Raw genomic sequence first — 14959 nt, forward strand, 5'->3', positions numbered from 1 at the left:
TTTTGCGCGGGATCGGGGCAATGCGGCTGATTCGCGGCCTGGGGCCGTCCGACAGCAGGGCTTCCACGGCAGCGGCCGTGCATGGCGCGGTGGTGACCATTGGCAACTTTGATGGTCTGCATCGTGGCCATCAGGCTGTTCTGGGGCGCCTGCTCGAGGCGGCGCAGGATCGCCAGGCGCCGTCGGTCCTGATGACCTTCGAGCCGCTGCCGCGCGAGTACTTCGGCAGCCGGCCCGAGGCCCCGGACCCGCCCGGGCGCCTGCAGCGCCTGCGGGACCGCCTGATCACGCTGGGGGATACCGCGCTCGAGGCCGTCTGGATCCTGCGCTTCGATGCGCAACTGGCGGGCCTGTCGGCGACCGCCTTCATCGAGGAGGTGCTGCACCAGCGTCTCGGCGCGCAGCATGTGCTGGTCGGGGACGACTTTCGCTTTGGCCGCGGCCGCGAGGGCGACCAGGCCTTCATGCGCCGCGAGGGCGAGCGCCTTGGCTTCAGTGTCGAGGGCACCCCGACGGTCGCGGATGCCGAGGGCCGGATCAGTAGCACCCGGGTACGCGCGGCGGCGCTGGACGGCGACTTCGCGCGCATGGCCGAGCTGCTGGGGCGGCCCTACCGGCTGCACGGGCGGGTCGCGCATGGCGACAAGCGCGGCCGTACGATCGGCTTCCCTACCGCGAATCTGCGCATGGGGCCCTGGCCACTGGCGTTGCGCGGGGTCTTCTCCGGCTGGCTGCATCGCGCCTCGGGCGAGGCCCTGCCGGCGGTTGCCAATATCGGCTGGCGGCCCACGGTGGCGGGTACCGAGCAGCGCCTGGAGGCGCATGTGCTCGAAGGCAGCCCCGATCTCTACGGCGAGGCCGTGTGCTTCGAGCCGATCGCGCGGGTGCGCGGCGAGCAGCGCTTCGACGGCCTGGACGCCCTGCGCGCGCAGATCGCGCGCGACGTCGAGACCGCCCGCCAGCAAATTGCAGAATTCAGCTGAAACGCGGCCCCGAGGGCCGATCCGGAAAAGACATGGCACGCAAACCGGCACCGCCGAATCCCTACAAGGACACCCTGAACCTGCCCGAGACGGCCTTTCCGATGCGCGCCGGCCTCGCCAAGCGCGAGCCGGAGTGGCTGGAGGCGTGGAAGGCGGAGGATCGCTACCACCGCCTGCGCGAGCACTGCGCCGGGCGCCCCCGCTTCGTGCTGGCCGATGGTCCGCCCTACGCGAATGGTTCGATCCATGTCGGGCACGCGGTCAACAAGGTCCTCAAGGACATCATCGTCAAGAGTCGTACCCTGTCGGGCTTCGACGCCCCCTACGTGCCGGGCTGGGACTGCCACGGCCTGCCGATCGAGCTGAAGGTCGAGCAGAACCTGGGCAAGGCCGGCCGCGACGTGGATGCCGCGACCTTCCGCAAGGCCTGCCGCGAGTACGCGCAGGAGCAGGTCGACGGCCAGAGCGCGGACTTCCAGCGTCTCGGCGTGCTGGGCGACTGGGACCATCCCTACCTGACGATGAACTATCAGGTCGAGGCGGACACCGTCCGCGCGCTGGGTCATATCTTCAAGCGCGGCCATGTGCAGATGGGCGAGAAGCCGGTGCACTGGTGCGTGGACTGCGGCTCGGCGCTGGCCGAGGCCGAGGTGGAGTACGAGGACAAGATCTCGCAGGCGATCGACGTGCGCTTCCGCGTGGTCGACGACATCGACTTCCTGCGTCGCTTCGAGGGGGCCAAGGACTCGCGCGGCCCGATCAGCGTGGTCATCTGGACCACCACGCCCTGGACGCTGCCGGCCAACCAGGCCGTGGCCCTGCACCCGGAGCTGGACTACGCCTTGGTGCAGCTGGACAACGAGCGCCTGTTGCTGGCCGAGGCCCTGGTCGAGGACTGCCTGGCGCGCTACTCGCTGGGCGAGGGGGCCGTCGTCGCGCGGGTCAAGGGTCAGGCCCTGGAAGGCCTGATGCTGCAGCACCCCTTCCTTGAGCGCGAGGTGCCGCTGATCCTGGGCGATCACGTGACCACCGAGACGGGTACGGGTGCGGTGCACACCGCTCCCGGGCATGGCCAGGAGGACTACGCGGTCGGCCTGAAGTACAGCCTGCCCGTGCACAACCCGGTCGGCCCGGACGGCCGCTTCCTGCCGGACACGCCGCTGTTTGCCGGCGAGAACGTGCACCAGGCGAACGGCCATGTGATCGACGTGCTGAAGGAGCGCGGCGCACTGGTCGTGGCGGTGAAGTTCGAGCACAGCTATCCGCACTGCTGGCGGCACAAGACGCCGATCATCTTTCGCGCCACCCCGCAGTGGTTCATCAGCATGGAGCGCGCCGAGCTGCGCGCGGATGCGCTGAAGGCGATCGCCGATACCCGGTGGATGCCGAACTGGGGCGAGGCCCGCATCCACGGCATGGTGGTCAACCGCCCGGACTGGTGCATCTCGCGCCAGCGCAACTGGGGCGTGCCGATCCCGTTTTTCGTCCACCGCGAGACCGGACGGCTCCACCCGCATACCCCGGAACTGACCGAGCTGGTGGCGCAGCGCATCGAGCAGGCGGGCATCGAGGCCTGGTTCCAGCTCGACCCGAAGGAGCTGCTGGGCGACAAGGCCGACGACTACATCAAGCTGAACGACACCCTGGATGTCTGGTTCGACTCCGGCGTGCTGCACAGCACGGTGGTGGAGAAGCGCCCGGAGCTGGGCGGGCTTCCGGTGGACCTGTTCCTGGAGGGGTCGGATCAGCATCGCGGCTGGTTCCAGTCGAGCCTGCTGACCAGTGTCGCGATGCGCGGCGAAGCCCCGTACCGGGCGGTGCTTACGCACGGCTTCACCGTGGACGAGAAGGGCGAGAAGATGTCCAAGTCGCGCGGCAACGTGGTCGCGCCGCAGGAGGTCGTCTCGACCCTGGGCGCGGATATCCTGCGCCTGTGGGTGGCCGCGACCGACTTTTCCGGCGAGATGGCGATCTCCCAGGGCATCCTCGACCGCACGGCCGACGCCTACCGCCGCATCCGCAACACCACGCGTTTCCTGCTGGGCAACCTGAACGGCTTCGATCCGGCCGAGCATGCGCTGGAGCTGGACGAGCTACTGCCGCTCGATCGCTGGATCGTCGCGCGGGCCCTGCAGGTGCAGGAGCAGGTGACGAAGGCCTACGACGATTACCTGTTCCACCAGATCTACCAGCGCGTGCACAACTTCTGCTCGGTGGAGCTGGGCTCGTTCTATCTGGACGTGATCAAGGACCGCCAGTACACCACGCAGGCGGACTCGCGCGCGCGGCGCTCCGCACAGACCGCGCTGTACCACGTGGCCGAGGCCCTGACCCGCTGGGTCGCCCCGATCCTCACCTTTACCGCCGAGGAGATCTGGCAGCTGCTGCCGGGCGAGCGTCCGGATAGCGTGCTGTTCGCCACCTGGTACGAGGGCCTCGCCCCATTGCCGGAAGGTGCCGAGTTCTCCAGCGCGGACTGGGACGGCATCCTCGAGGTGCGCACGCATGTCGCCCGCGCGCTGGAGATTGCGCGCAACGAGCACGGCATCGGGGCCTCGCTGAATGCCGAGATCGAGGTCTACCTGCCGGCGGGTTCCGCCGCCCATGGGCGCCTCGCGCGTCTGGAGGACGAACTGCGCTTTGTGCTGATCACCTCCGAGGCCCGGCTGGTGGACGGGGCGGCCCCCGAGGGGGCGCATACCGCCGAGCTGGAGGATGGCACCGCGATTGGCGTGGTCGTCCACAAGAGCGAACACGCCAAGTGCGTACGCTGCTGGCACCGCCGGCCGGAGGTCGGCCAGCATGACGCCCACCCCGAGTTGTGCGGGCGCTGTGTAACCAACGTGGAGGGCCCGGGCGAGACCCGGCGCTTCGCCTGATGCGGCTGGCGCAATCGGGTCTGCGACCGGGGCTGCTGATTGCGGTCGCGGTTGCGCTGCTGGACCAGGTCACCAAGTGGTGGGCGGAGAATGCCCTGACCCTGTACGCGCCGGTGGAGGTGACCTCGTTCTTCAATCTCTCCCTGGTCTACAACCCGGGGGCCGCGTTCAGCTTCCTGGCCGGCGCCGGGGACTGGGGGCGCTGGTTCCTGTCCGGCGTGGCGGTGGTGATCGGGCTGCTGATCCTCTGGTGGCTGGCGCGGCTGCCGCGCCAGGCGCGCTGGTCGGTTACTGCGCTGGGGCTGGTGCTGGGCGGCGCGGTCGGCAACCTGATCGACCGCATCGCTCATGGTCGGGTGATCGATTTTCTCGACTTCCACTGGGCCGGCTATCACTGGCCGGCGTTCAATGTGGCCGACATGGCCATCGTCGTCGGCGCGATCACCCTGGTCGTGGCAACCTTTGTTGAAGGTGACCGCAGCAGCGGGTCACCAACGGATTCGCAGGAGTAAGGCATGACAACGGTAACCAAGGGCGCGACGGTGGAGATGCACTACCGCCTGATCCTGGACAACGGCTTTGTCGTGGATGGCACTGACGAGGAGACCATCCGCCTCGAGGTCGGGGCCGGCGAGATCCTGCCCGGTCTGGAGGACCTGCTGGTGGGTCTGGAGCCCGGCGATCACCGGGAATTTGCGATCGAGGCCGGGGCCATGTTCCCGTTGCGGGACAATGCGGCGGTACAGACGATGCCCCGGTCACAGTTTCCGGCGGACATGCCGCTGGAGAAAGACTACATTTACGAGTTCACCAGCCCGTCGGGTGATGCGGTCCCGGGCCGCATCGAAGAGGTCGGCGACGAGAGCGTCACCGTGGACTTCAACCACCCCCTGGCCGGGCAGTCGTTCACCTTCGAGGTGGACGTGGTATCGGTTAGCGAACCATAGGGAAACCTCTTGTTTCCCTGGCAGGAGCCAACATGAGTATGCAGGTCCAGCTCGCCAATCCGCGCGGTTTCTGCGCCGGGGTCGAGCGCGCCATCGAGATCGTCGAGCGTGCGCTGGAGATCTACGGTGCCCCGCTCTATGTCCGCCACGAGGTCGTGCACAACCGCCACGTGGTCGGGCGCCTGGAAGCGGCGGGCGTGAAGTTTGTCGAGGAGCTGAACGAGGTCCCCGACGACCAGGTGGTGATTTTCTCCGCCCATGGCGTGCCCAAGCGCGTCCAGCAGGAGGCGGAAGACCGCGGCCTGACCGTGTTCGACGCGACCTGCCCGCTGGTAACCAAGGTCCACCTCGAGGTCGCGCGCTATGCTCGCGAGGGCCGCGAGGTAGTGCTGATCGGCCACGCCGGCCACCCGGAGGTCGAGGGGACGCTGGGCCAGTTCGATGACAGCCAGGGCGGGCGCATGATGCTGGTCGAGACCGTGAATGATGTCGCCGGTCTCGAGGTCGCCAACCCCGACCGCCTGGCCTTCGTCAGCCAGACCACGCTGTCGATGGACGACACCGCCGAGATCATCGATGCCCTGACCGCGCGCTTCCCGAAGATCGAGGGCCCGCGGAAGATGGACATCTGCTACGCGACCCAGAATCGGCAGGATGCCGTGAAGGACCTGGCGCAACAGTGCGACCTGCTGCTGGTCGTCGGCTCGAAGAACAGCTCCAACTCCAATCGCCTGAGCGAGATCGGTGCCCGCCTGGGTGTCGAATCCTACCTGGTGGACGGCGCGGCCGACGTTGATCCGGCCTGGCTGAAGGGCAAACAGCGCATCGGCGTGACCGCCGGCGCCTCCGCACCCGAGATCCTCGTCAACGAGGTGCTGGACTTCCTGCGCGCCCAGGGTGTTGAGGCCGTCTCCGAACTGTCCGGCCGCGAAGAGACCATCACCTTCTCCATTCCTTCCGCTCTGCGCCGCGAATCCGCCTGACCTGGGACGAAGACCCGGAGCGCCGTGGCGATCGCTGCAGGGCGCCTGATGCCTCCTGGCGAGCGGCCAGGGCCTCTACCCCTGATGGCCACGCCCCCTTCGGGGCCTCGCAATGACGGACGCCGGTGGTGTGCATGATCGCCGGATACCGGATCGGCTATGCTCGGCGCTGCACCCCACCGCCCTTTGTGATCCCGAGACGCAGATGATTGAACGCCCCCGCTTTCGCCTCAGCATTCGCTGCCCGGACCAGCACGGGATCGTCTCGCGCATCGCGACCGCCATTGCCGATACCGACGGATGGGTCACCGAGGCCGCCCAGCACACCGACGAAGAGGCGGGCTGGTTCTTCATGCGCTGGGTTTTCTCGCTGCCTGCCGATGGCGAGGCCCTGCTCGAGCAGCGACTGGCCTCTCTGGCGCCCGAGCTGCGCATGGACTGGTGGCTCAGCAATGCCGACACCCGCCCACGCGTCGTGCTCCTGGCCTCGCGCGAGCCGCACTGCCTCAGCGATCTGCTGGCCCGCTGGAGCACCGGCGAGCTGGCGATGGAGATCCCCGCGATCCTCTCCAACCACCGCGACCTGGAGCCGCTGGCGGCCTGCCACGGCATCCCGTTCGAGCACATCCCGGTGCCGAAGGATCATCGCGAGGCCGCGTTCGCCACGCTCCAGGAACGCCTGGCCGCACTGGCACCGGAGACCATCGTGCTCGCCCGCTACATGCAGATCCTCCCACCGGGGCTTTGTGCCGAGTACCCCGAGCGTATCCTCAACATCCATCACAGCTTCCTGCCCTCGTTCGTCGGGGCCCGCCCCTATCACCAGGCCTTCGCCCGCGGGGTCAAGCTGATCGGCGCGACCTGTCACTACGTGACCGACGAACTGGACGCCGGCCCCATCATCGAGCAGGACGTCACCCGCATACGCCACGACGACGGCGTGCAGGACCTGATCCGCAAGGGCCGCGACGTCGAGCGCTGGGTCCTCGCCCGTGGTCTGCGCTATCACCTCGAGGGCCGCGTTCTCACCCACGGCAACAAGACCATCGTCTTCGACTGACCGCCTTGCCGGGGCTGAGTATGGCCCTCCTTTTTGCCGCCGACCGTGCGAGTTATTGCATGCCCGGAAGGGGCTGCGGGCTGCTTGCTGCGCGCTATTCTTTAAGGGGTTGGCAAAGGGGGTGGAGGACGCGGCATGTGGGCATGGGGACACCTTCATGGGGGCCTTCGAGCGGTCGTTCACTGCAAGCGCCAGCGGGTCCCGCTCTGGATAGCGACACCGCTTGTGCTGCTTGCCCTGGTGATTGCGCCGGGCCAGGCGCTCGCCGATCCGCTGCCCGACACGGCCGAGCGGGTGAAGGCCTCGGTGGTGAGTATCGCGACCTATCAGCCGACCCGCAGCCCACGCGCCCAGTATCTCGGGACCGGCTTCGTGATCGACGATGGCCGACTGGTGGTCACCAACGACCATGTCCTGCCGGGGGATCTGGACCAGGACAACCGGGAACGACTGGTGGTGGTCAGCGGCCAGGGCCGGGACAACACCATCCATCATGCCGAGGTCGTGGCACGCGCCGCGAGCGATGACCTGGTCCTGCTGCGTATCGCGCCACCCTCCCTTCCCGCGCTGACGCTTGGCAATTCCAGCCGGGCAAGGGTCGGGGAGGAGGTTGCCTTCACCGGCTACCCGATCGGCATGATCCTGGGGCTGTATCCGGCCACCCATCGCGCAGGGATCTCGGCGATGACCCCGATGGCGATCCCGGCCCGGCATTCCTCGGAGCTGGATGACAGCCGGATACGGGCCCTGCGCAACGCCCCGCCGATGGTCTTCCAGCTGGATGCGACGGCCTATCCGGGCAACAGCGGCAGCCCCCTGTACCGCAAGGACACCGGCGAGGTGATCGGGGTGATCAATCAGGTCTACGTCCAGGGTGGAAGGGAAGCCGCCGTACGCAACCCCAGTGGCATTACCTACGCCATCCCCTCGGACCGCATTCGTCCCCTGCTGGAACAGTACCGTTCGCGCACCGATGGTTAGCCGTGCTGATCCGGCTGCGGCTGGGCCGTGGCCGTCTCCGGTTTTTCGGCGAGGAAGGCCTTGTGGAACAGGTGCCGGGCCAGCAGGCCGGCCGGCATCTTGAGCCAGTGCCCGCGCAGAAACAGCATGCCCCGCGCGACCGCATCGCGGCGGGGGGTGATCGAGCCGGCACGCGTATGCAGCCCGTGCACGAATGACCAGCGGCCAAGTCCCCGCAGTGCAATGCCCGCGCGTGCCCGGGCCAGCCGTTTCACGGGCTCGGGAGGAATCTCGGTCAGCAGTAGTCGGTTCGCGGTCCACAGCGCGCGTTCCGCCATCCAGGCAATGTTCAGGGCCTCGGCCTCCGCGACGAAGTGCTCCCAGAAGGCATCGCCGTCACGGGCACCGAAGTGGTCGAGCAGCACATGGATGTCGTACAGGTCGCGCAGGCCCCGGTCCCATTCCGTCTCCGAAAACAGATGCACGATCGCGTGGAGTACCAGGTGCGCCGGACACAGGACCCGGAAGCGGAAGGGTTCCGGGAGTGCCTGGCTTTGCTGCCGCAGGCGCGCGGGGTCGGGATGCCCGCGAAACGTTTCCGGCAGGATGTTGTGGTGCAGGTCCAGCGTGGTGCCCCGGTGCTGGTGCACCAGTGGCGGCAGTTCGTGCATCCACTCGCGGTAGTAGCGCTGGTCGTAGACGTTGTGATGCGTGCCCGACCAGCCCTCGAAGAACAGGAGCTTCTCGGCTCGTTCCACTTCGCTGCGGGGAAAGAGCAGATCGATGTCGTTGGCCAGCCGCCCACGCGCATTCGGCAGCCCGGCGGCCAGGTAGGCCGCGCCTTTCAGCGCGACACCCGGGCTCATCCGTGAGAGCAATCCTTCTGCCAGACGGTGCAGCTCCCAGACCAGCGCCTGTGACCGATGCTCGGCGATCAGGGCTGCCCCCCAGAGGTGGCTGGCCACCGGTTCCGGCAGGTCTTCGGCAAGGCCCGCGTCGTCCGCGAGGTGCCAGAGCGTACCCAGCAGCGCGCTCTCGCGCGCGGCCGCCAGCAGCGGGGCCCACTCGGCCGCCGAGCGCTCGGCCATGCTCTCCGGCCGTGCCAGTGCCAGATGCAGTGCGGTGTCAGCGTCCATCGGCCAGCCTGTCGAACTGCTCTATGGCTTCGTCCAGACGGCTGTAGGAAAAGTCGAAGCATGCCGACTGTTCGACCAGTCGTCCGGCGCTGTGAAAGCCCCGTGCCCCGAGGGCGGCGTAATTGAAGGCATTGGCGATCAGCTGCATGAACCCGGAACCCGCCGTGCGCGGTTCCAGCCGGGTCGGCGCACCTGGCTGATAGCGCGGGAACACGATCCATCCGGGCCGGGCGGTCTCGTGACCGCGGCGCACGGCATCCGTCGGCGGGCGCATGTGCGCCACGGTTCCCTTCAGCGTGTCCGCGATCGGCGTGCTGAGGACAGCCGAGGGGCAGGCGTCGCGGATCACGCGGATCGAGTCGTTTTTCAGGCTCACCGGCCGGGCGGGCCCGGAGACCTCGCTGGTGGCCAGATCCACCAGGACGGATTCATCCGTCAGCAGGCGCCATCCGTGATGGGCCAGGGCCGCGCAGAGGGTGCTTTTCCCGGAGCCCGGCGGGGCGGGCAGGATCAGGGCCTTCCCGTCGCGTTCGAGGGCGGCCGCGTGCAGTACCAGTCGATGCGGCACCTGGTTGGCGATGCACCAGTTCAGTCCCCACTCGAGCATCGGATAGGCCTGGTGGTAGGCCAGGGGCTTGAAGACGCTACGACGGTCGGAGAGAAACAGGACCTGGGGCCGATAGAAGCGACGGTGGGAACGTGGTGCACGTAGCTCGCAGTGAAAGTCGTAAAAGCCCTGGCTGTCGGCTACCTCGAAGTCCCGGTACAGCGACTCGATGCCTCGGGCCACGCTGGCAATGGGACTCTGGATGCGGCTGGTGAAGGGGCCCGTGCGCAGATAAAGGCCACGGCCCGCCAGGCTGCACTGGAGCCGGGTCTGTCCCAGATCCGCGATACGCATCAGGGGCGTCCCTGGATCAGGTCGGCGCTTTGCAGGCTGGACAGCCAGCGCCTCAGTTCGGCCTCTCCGTCCTCCTCCGACAGGCCCAGGTGCCGGGCCAGCGCGGCCTCGTCCATCGCCACGCCCTCGGCCAGGCCGTCCATTAGCGCGGCGGCCGCGGGTGTCAGCAAGTGGGTTGTGCCGGCCCCGGGGTGAAACACCACGCACTCCTGACCCAGGGTGCGCTGTTGCAGCCCGTCAGTCCGTTGCCACCTGCGGCGCGACATATCGTTCCCCCTGGATTCCGGCTATTACGGCGGCCATTACGGAATGAATGGCTCAGGCGGACCCCCAGCTCGGGAGGCCCATGGTGTTCTCCAGGAACCGATACACCTGCTCGGGGTACAGGCGGTCGCCGCCATCGGTCTCGTAGTGGCCATGCTCCAGGGTGTCAGTGACGATGTCCCGCACCAGACGTTCGGACAGCGGGTACCCGGTGGTGTACTTGGCATTCAATAATGCGGCGGTGCCATAACGGATCACTTCGCGCTCGGCTGCCCCCTGCACATCCAGTACGAACACCGAAGCGGAGACGGCCCCGATCATGGTGAGGTCCCCGTCCTCTTCCTGGAAGCCCCGGCTTACGCCCGGGAAGCCGTAGTTCGAATCGAACAGGACGCCGGACTCCACCGCCAGCCGCCATTCCGGATGGCTGTGGAAGGAGGCGCTGTTGAACAGCTGGCCCCCGCCGCGGCCCTGGCCACTGTCATTGAGTGAAAGACTCGCGTGCGTCGGGTCGTAGCCCCCGCTCCAGTAGTCGGGAGAGTGGCCGCCGCAGTCCTGGGGCCCATCGTGGCGCGACACATTGCCGGACGCCCAGCCCGAGGGCATGCAGTTCGCACCGGCCGCCTTCAGCGGCGAGGCATGCAGGGTCATCAGCAGGGGGGTTGCCCCGAGCATCGCCCGGCTAAGGCGACGTCGATTGTGGCCGTGTGTACCCAGCCCCTCCTGGCGCCGGCTCGAGTCCTGGTTGTCGTTTTGTTCCATCGTGTCCCTCCAGAATGATCGGGACCGGGCCTTGGTTGGAGCGGTATCGCGTGCAGGGAGACGCGGGCTGTCCAGGCCTCTTGGCTTGATCCTAGTCCGGGTCACCCGGGATTTCGCATTCGGTCGCTGAATTTGTGTAGCCGCACGTATTCGCGACGACAACCAAAACACAGAGCAATATCTATACCCCAAATCAGCAGCGGTGTAATCCACTGTTTGGAAGGCTTTTTCTAATACCAAGGGGTCCATCAGGGTCGTTGCTGCGAAGGATGTGTAAAAGGCGCTGACACTGGTAGCCGTTCGCCGATGCCGGCACGCCCAAGGCCACGCAGGAGTGTCACCCCCTTTTACACTCACCCTTTGCGTGCACGCAGAATGAACGAGTGACACAACCGCTCCGCGGTCCATGGCGATGCCTGCCAAATGGCCCTGGCCCAGCGGCTCTCGGCCGGGCCCTGGAGCCAGCGCAGCCGGCCCGGGACCAGGGGCAGCCAGTAGCACGCCAGTGGTTGCAGGCCGACCGTGCGCGCCCCCGCCTGCAGCGAGTCGGGGGTCTCGTAGCGCAGATGGGGTGCCTTCCCGGCACGGACCCGTCGACGCTCCTGCAGCACGGTGGGCCATGTCCTGGCGTTCAGCGCATCCACCCAGATCTCGCCGCCGGGGCGCAGCACGCGATGCATCTCCGCAAGAGCCGGGCGCGAGTCGGCCAGCGCCTGCATCACCCCGAAGCAGAGCACGCCATCGAACTCGCCATCGGCGAACGGCAGGCGGTGGACATCCGCCGCCAGCCAGTCGATCGCGGCGGGGCTGCGCCGTCGCGCCTTGTGCAGTGACGGGGCGGAGTAGTCCAGCCCGATCGGGCTGCGGCCTTCCGCCTGAAGCAGTCGGGTGTAAGTGCCGGCCCCGCAGCCGATATCCAGCCATTGCGCGCCGGGGGGTCGGCTCTGTTGCCAGAACGACTGGAACTGGCGTACCCGGCTGGCCAGCCCGGTGGGCGTCCAGCCCGCGATCGCCGCATCGTCGTCGCACTGGCTGCCGCGCTGGGTAAAGCGCTGGCGCCAGCGCTGCTCAAAACTGGAGTTCGTCACGTTCGTGTTCCCGCCTGAGTCGTTCGCTGTTGACTGTAGACCGCCCGGGCGTTCCGGGCGCTGAACCGGGCGGCCGGACCCGGGCTTGGCTCGTAGCACTGGTTTCGGTAGCGATGCGCGTCAGGAAGTGCAGTGCGGCCGCCATGCCCCAGGCGGCCGCTGTGGCCAGGACCAGGCTGGCCGGGTCGGGCCGCAGCCCCACGACCAGCAGCTTGCCGCCTTCCATCAGCAGTGCCGCGAGCAGCCCGCCGAGTGCGGCCAGCCACTGCAACTGCCGCGGATGCAGCGGGCGCCGGACCTGGGCCAGCCATACCAGCGCGCCCAGCGGCAGATACATGGCCACATGCAGCGCCGCACTGCGCAGGGCCACGGTTTCGCCGACGAAGTAGTGGTAGTAGAACGGCCAGAGATTGAGTTGGGCCCACTGCGCCGAGATGGCCGCCCGGTCCCACTGGTAGGGGCCCAAGTCGTGGTTCAGGGCGAGCAGCGCGACCCCGTAGAGTGGCGTCGCAACGACCAGGAGCGGGATCGCGGCACGCCGCAGGGTCTGCATGAGCTGCGGCGGCGAGAGGTACTCGTACAGGAGCATTCCTGTGACAAATCCGGCGCCCCGCAGCACTGCCGATCGGCCTTCTGCAATTCCCGAGAGCGTGGCGAGATTCAGGGCCTCCAGCAGGATGGCCAGGAGGGCGGCCAGGGTTACCAGCACGGCCCAGTTCGCGGACGGGCGCCGCCTGAGTCCGTACGCGAGCAGGATCCCGACGGGCACACTGGCCACCAGTGTCAGGCCCAGTTCGGAGATACAGCGAAGACCGGACGTACAGGCCCCGGCTGCGACCCACAGGCCCCAGGTGTCGGAGTCGAGGCGCTGACTCCACTCGGCGCTGGACAGGACCAGATCGAACGGGGCCAGGCCAATCGCGACGTACAGGACCGCATAGGCGATCAGCACGGCAGGCCCGATCGCACGGTTCGGCCCCGCGAGCTGGCCCCGCCAGCGGAGCAGCGGTCGGCGCAGCCCCCACCACATCAGGGCCCCGACCACCGCCCCGAGGAAATTGCCCGCGATGTCCGCCCCAGCCGGATAGCGATAGGGCAGCCAGATTTGCAGGAATTCCACCGTTGCCGTGGTAGCCAGCCCCAGAAGGGCGACCAGGGCGAGGGCCCCCAGGTGCCATACAAGGCCATCGCGACCATAGGTGAGCCAGGCCATCCAGAAAAAGCCCAGCGGTATGAACATTATGGCATTGGCCATGAACTGGGCGCGCCCGCTGGTGCCGGGACCCTGCAGGCTCATCTCGCGGTAGAGTGACCACGCCTCCTCCAGACCCATCTCGCCGAACTCGAACGGCAGCAACGTCAGATAGAGGGCAAACCCCAGGGACAGCCACGCCCCGATGACACAGGTCCGAAAGGCCAGTGGTTCGCGGATGCGTCTCATGGGTTGCCGCGCTCGCACATGGTGTAACCTGACAAGGGGGCATATACCGGAGTATGGCCCCGCCAAGCGTCGCAGGGCGGCCTGTTTTCGCAGGGCCCGGGCGGGGAGTGCGGTGATGACGGCAGGGCGGTCAATGGTCCACTCGCTTGCGTCCCGGGCATGGGCGCTGGCGGGCTTGGTGGTGCTGGCCGTGCTGCCGGCGAGTGCCGATACGCCGCGGCCAGGCGGGGCCTCGGAGCCACCCGCTGCGGCCACCCGCGTCCTGCATACCGACCCGGAGGGTTTGCACCGTGCCGTGCGCCAGCTGCGCCCGGGCGATCATCTTCAGCTCGCCCCGGGCGAATACCCGGAGCCGCTGGTGCTGCGTGGGGTTAGCGGGACGGCCGAGCAGCCAATCGTGATCACCGGCCCGGATTCGGGAGACCCGGCCATCCTCCGTGGTCGGGCGGGCAGCAATACCATTCGCCTGATCAATGCCGCGCACCTGGTGATCCGGCACCTGACCCTGGAGGGTGACGGGCACAACATCGCCGGGGTCGTGGTCGAGCACGACAGTGAATACGCCCACGACATCACGCTGGAGCACCTGACCATCCGCGGCTACGACCGTTCGCAGGGCAACAGCGGCATCACCACCCGTGCGCCTGCCTGGAACTGGACCATTCGCCACAACGATATTCGCGATGTCGGCACCGGCATGTATCTCGGTCGGCCGGATGGTACGGGGCCGTTTGTCGCGGGCCTGATCGAGCACAACTTCATTGGCCGTACCCTGGGCTACAACATGCAGATCAAGCACCAGCGTCCGCGAGCCTCGCGCGCGGGGATGCCGACCGAACCCCATGCCACCATCATCCGCCACAACGTGTTCAGCAAGGCGGAGCGCGCGAGCAGCGGCCATCGTGCGCGTCCCAACCTGCTGGTCGGGCACTTCCCGCCCGAGGGTCCCGGGCAGCACGACTGGTACTGGATCTACGGCAACCTCTTCTACCAGAACCCCCACCAGCGCCTCTTTCAGGGCGAGGGTCGCCTGGCCCTGTACAACAACCTGTTCTTCAACGACGCCGGCAGTGCCCTGGTCGTGCAGCCACACAACCACATCCCGAAGGATGTCCTGATCGTCCACAACACCGTGGTGGCGCGGGGATTCGGGATACGGCTGATACCGGGCGATCGGCGCTATGAACAGGTCATTACCGGTAACGCGGTCTTCGCCGACCCGGCGATCGATGCCGCGCGCACGGCGCAAACGGAAATCAACCACGAGGCCGGCTTCGAACGGGCTTCGGCCTACCTGGCTCGGCCGCACGCGGCCCTCGCGGAACTCGATCTGTTCCCGCTGGAAGGGACGCTGGCGTATGAGGGGCTGCCCGAATTCCAAAGTCCGCTTCCTCCCGATCTGGATCGCGACTACAACGACCGCGATCGCAGCGCCCCCCGCTACGGGGCCTATGCAGGCGATCGCGAGTCCAACCCGGGGCGGCGCGAAGGGGTCGGCCCTGCGGTCCTCGACTGCAAACCCTGCCGCTAGGCGCGATCGCTCGCCAGCCGCCTG

General features: G+C 67.7%; 14 protein-coding genes. 8 read left to right on the forward strand and 6 right to left on the reverse strand.

Annotated features, from left to right (window positions below; genetic code table 11):
- Positions 1 to 20 precede the first annotated feature (20 nt).
- From C995_RS0102120 to C995_RS0102150, 7 genes are all read left to right on the forward strand, one after another.
- A complete protein-coding gene (locus C995_RS0102120; protein ID WP_018863359.1) occupies positions 21 to 983 on the forward strand; it encodes a bifunctional riboflavin kinase/FAD synthetase in 963 nt (320 codons plus the stop codon).
- Between the two features lie 32 nt (positions 984 to 1015).
- A complete protein-coding gene (gene ileS / locus C995_RS0102125) occupies positions 1016 to 3862 on the forward strand; it encodes an isoleucine--tRNA ligase (protein WP_018863360.1) in 2847 nt (948 codons plus the stop codon).
- Positions 3862 to 4374: a signal peptidase II gene (gene lspA / locus C995_RS0102130; protein ID WP_018863361.1), complete on the forward strand. Its 513-nt coding sequence runs from the start codon at positions 3862 to 3864 to the stop codon at positions 4372 to 4374. Before ileS ends, lspA begins: the two co-directional genes overlap by 1 nt.
- Before the next feature lie 3 nt (positions 4375 to 4377).
- Positions 4378 to 4809, forward strand: a complete 432-nt coding sequence (locus tag C995_RS0102135; protein WP_018863362.1) for a peptidylprolyl isomerase — start codon at positions 4378 to 4380, stop codon at positions 4807 to 4809.
- A 32-nt stretch (positions 4810 to 4841) separates the two neighbouring features.
- Positions 4842 to 5792: a 4-hydroxy-3-methylbut-2-enyl diphosphate reductase gene (ispH, locus tag C995_RS0102140; protein ID WP_026278887.1), complete on the forward strand. Its 951-nt coding sequence runs from the start codon at positions 4842 to 4844 to the stop codon at positions 5790 to 5792.
- 205 nt (positions 5793 to 5997) lie between these two features.
- Positions 5998 to 6852, forward strand: coding sequence for a formyltetrahydrofolate deformylase (purU, locus tag C995_RS0102145; RefSeq protein WP_018863364.1), 855 nt, complete (start codon positions 5998 to 6000; stop codon positions 6850 to 6852).
- Between the two features lie 210 nt (positions 6853 to 7062).
- A complete protein-coding gene (locus tag C995_RS0102150) occupies positions 7063 to 7833 on the forward strand; it encodes a S1C family serine protease (RefSeq protein ID WP_026278888.1) in 771 nt (256 codons plus the stop codon).
- Here the strand turns inward: C995_RS0102150 and C995_RS0102155 are convergent.
- The 6 genes from C995_RS0102155 to C995_RS0102180 form a co-directional block, all read right to left on the reverse strand.
- The gene (locus C995_RS0102155) at positions 7830 to 8948 is read right to left on the reverse strand and encodes a nucleotidyltransferase family protein (RefSeq protein WP_018863366.1); all 1119 of its coding nucleotides are present in this window, start codon (positions 8946 to 8948) and stop codon (positions 7830 to 7832) included. The two genes, C995_RS0102150 and C995_RS0102155, sit on opposite strands and share 4 nt — an antisense overlap.
- On the reverse strand, positions 8938 to 9849 hold the full coding sequence (locus C995_RS0102160; RefSeq protein ID WP_018863367.1) for an HprK-related kinase A: 912 nt from the start codon (positions 9847 to 9849) through the stop codon (positions 8938 to 8940). The genes C995_RS0102155 and C995_RS0102160 overlap by 11 nt, the downstream gene beginning before the upstream one ends.
- The gene (locus C995_RS0102165; protein ID WP_018863368.1) at positions 9849 to 10115 is read right to left on the reverse strand and encodes an HPr-rel-A system PqqD family peptide chaperone; all 267 of its coding nucleotides are present in this window, start codon (positions 10113 to 10115) and stop codon (positions 9849 to 9851) included. Before C995_RS0102165 ends, C995_RS0102160 begins: the two co-directional genes overlap by 1 nt.
- A gap of 52 nt (positions 10116 to 10167) precedes the next feature.
- A complete protein-coding gene (locus C995_RS0102170) occupies positions 10168 to 10875 on the reverse strand; it encodes a hypothetical protein (protein ID WP_018863369.1) in 708 nt (235 codons plus the stop codon).
- Positions 10876 to 11228: 353 nt separating this feature from the next.
- The gene (locus C995_RS0102175) at positions 11229 to 11963 is read right to left on the reverse strand and encodes a class I SAM-dependent methyltransferase (protein ID WP_018863370.1); all 735 of its coding nucleotides are present in this window, start codon (positions 11961 to 11963) and stop codon (positions 11229 to 11231) included.
- Positions 11944 to 13404 carry a VanZ family protein gene (locus C995_RS0102180; RefSeq protein ID WP_018863371.1) on the reverse strand — a complete coding sequence of 487 codons (1461 nt, stop codon included), beginning with the start codon at positions 13402 to 13404 and terminating at the stop codon, positions 11944 to 11946. The genes C995_RS0102175 and C995_RS0102180 overlap by 20 nt, the downstream gene beginning before the upstream one ends.
- Before the next feature lie 133 nt (positions 13405 to 13537).
- Here C995_RS0102180 and C995_RS0102185 point away from each other — a divergent pair, with 133 nt between their 5' ends.
- The gene (locus C995_RS0102185; RefSeq protein ID WP_018863372.1) at positions 13538 to 14935 is read left to right on the forward strand and encodes a hypothetical protein; all 1398 of its coding nucleotides are present in this window, start codon (positions 13538 to 13540) and stop codon (positions 14933 to 14935) included.
- Positions 14936 to 14959 lie beyond the last annotated feature (24 nt).

The sequence above is a fragment of the Thioalkalivibrio sp. ARh3 genome (genome assembly GCF_000377265.1).
In the GTDB taxonomy this organism is placed as follows: domain Bacteria; phylum Pseudomonadota; class Gammaproteobacteria; order Ectothiorhodospirales; family Ectothiorhodospiraceae; genus Thioalkalivibrio; species Thioalkalivibrio thiocyanoxidans.

Coding starts and splice junctions, on each gene's coding strand:
- C995_RS0102160 (WP_018863367.1), bottom strand. CDS start 9,849: ATGCGTATCGCGGATCTGGGACAGACCCGGCTCCAGTGCAGCCTGGCG.
- C995_RS0102170 (WP_018863369.1), bottom strand. CDS start 10,875: ATGGAACAAAACGACAACCAGGACTCGAGCCGGCGCCAGGAGGGGCTG.
- C995_RS0102155 (WP_018863366.1), bottom strand. CDS start 8,948: ATGGACGCTGACACCGCACTGCATCTGGCACTGGCACGGCCGGAGAGC.
- ileS (WP_018863360.1), top strand. CDS start 1,016: ATGGCACGCAAACCGGCACCGCCGAATCCCTACAAGGACACCCTGAAC.
- C995_RS0102135 (WP_018863362.1), top strand. CDS start 4,378: ATGACAACGGTAACCAAGGGCGCGACGGTGGAGATGCACTACCGCCTG.
- ispH (WP_026278887.1), top strand. CDS start 4,842: ATGAGTATGCAGGTCCAGCTCGCCAATCCGCGCGGTTTCTGCGCCGGG.
- lspA (WP_018863361.1), top strand. CDS start 3,862: ATGCGGCTGGCGCAATCGGGTCTGCGACCGGGGCTGCTGATTGCGGTC.
- C995_RS0102180 (WP_018863371.1), bottom strand. CDS start 13,404: ATGAGACGCATCCGCGAACCACTGGCCTTTCGGACCTGTGTCATCGGG.
- C995_RS0102165 (WP_018863368.1), bottom strand. CDS start 10,115: ATGTCGCGCCGCAGGTGGCAACGGACTGACGGGCTGCAACAGCGCACC.
- C995_RS0102120 (WP_018863359.1), top strand. CDS start 21: ATGCGGCTGATTCGCGGCCTGGGGCCGTCCGACAGCAGGGCTTCCACG.
- C995_RS0102185 (WP_018863372.1), top strand. CDS start 13,538: ATGGTCCACTCGCTTGCGTCCCGGGCATGGGCGCTGGCGGGCTTGGTG.
- purU (WP_018863364.1), top strand. CDS start 5,998: ATGATTGAACGCCCCCGCTTTCGCCTCAGCATTCGCTGCCCGGACCAG.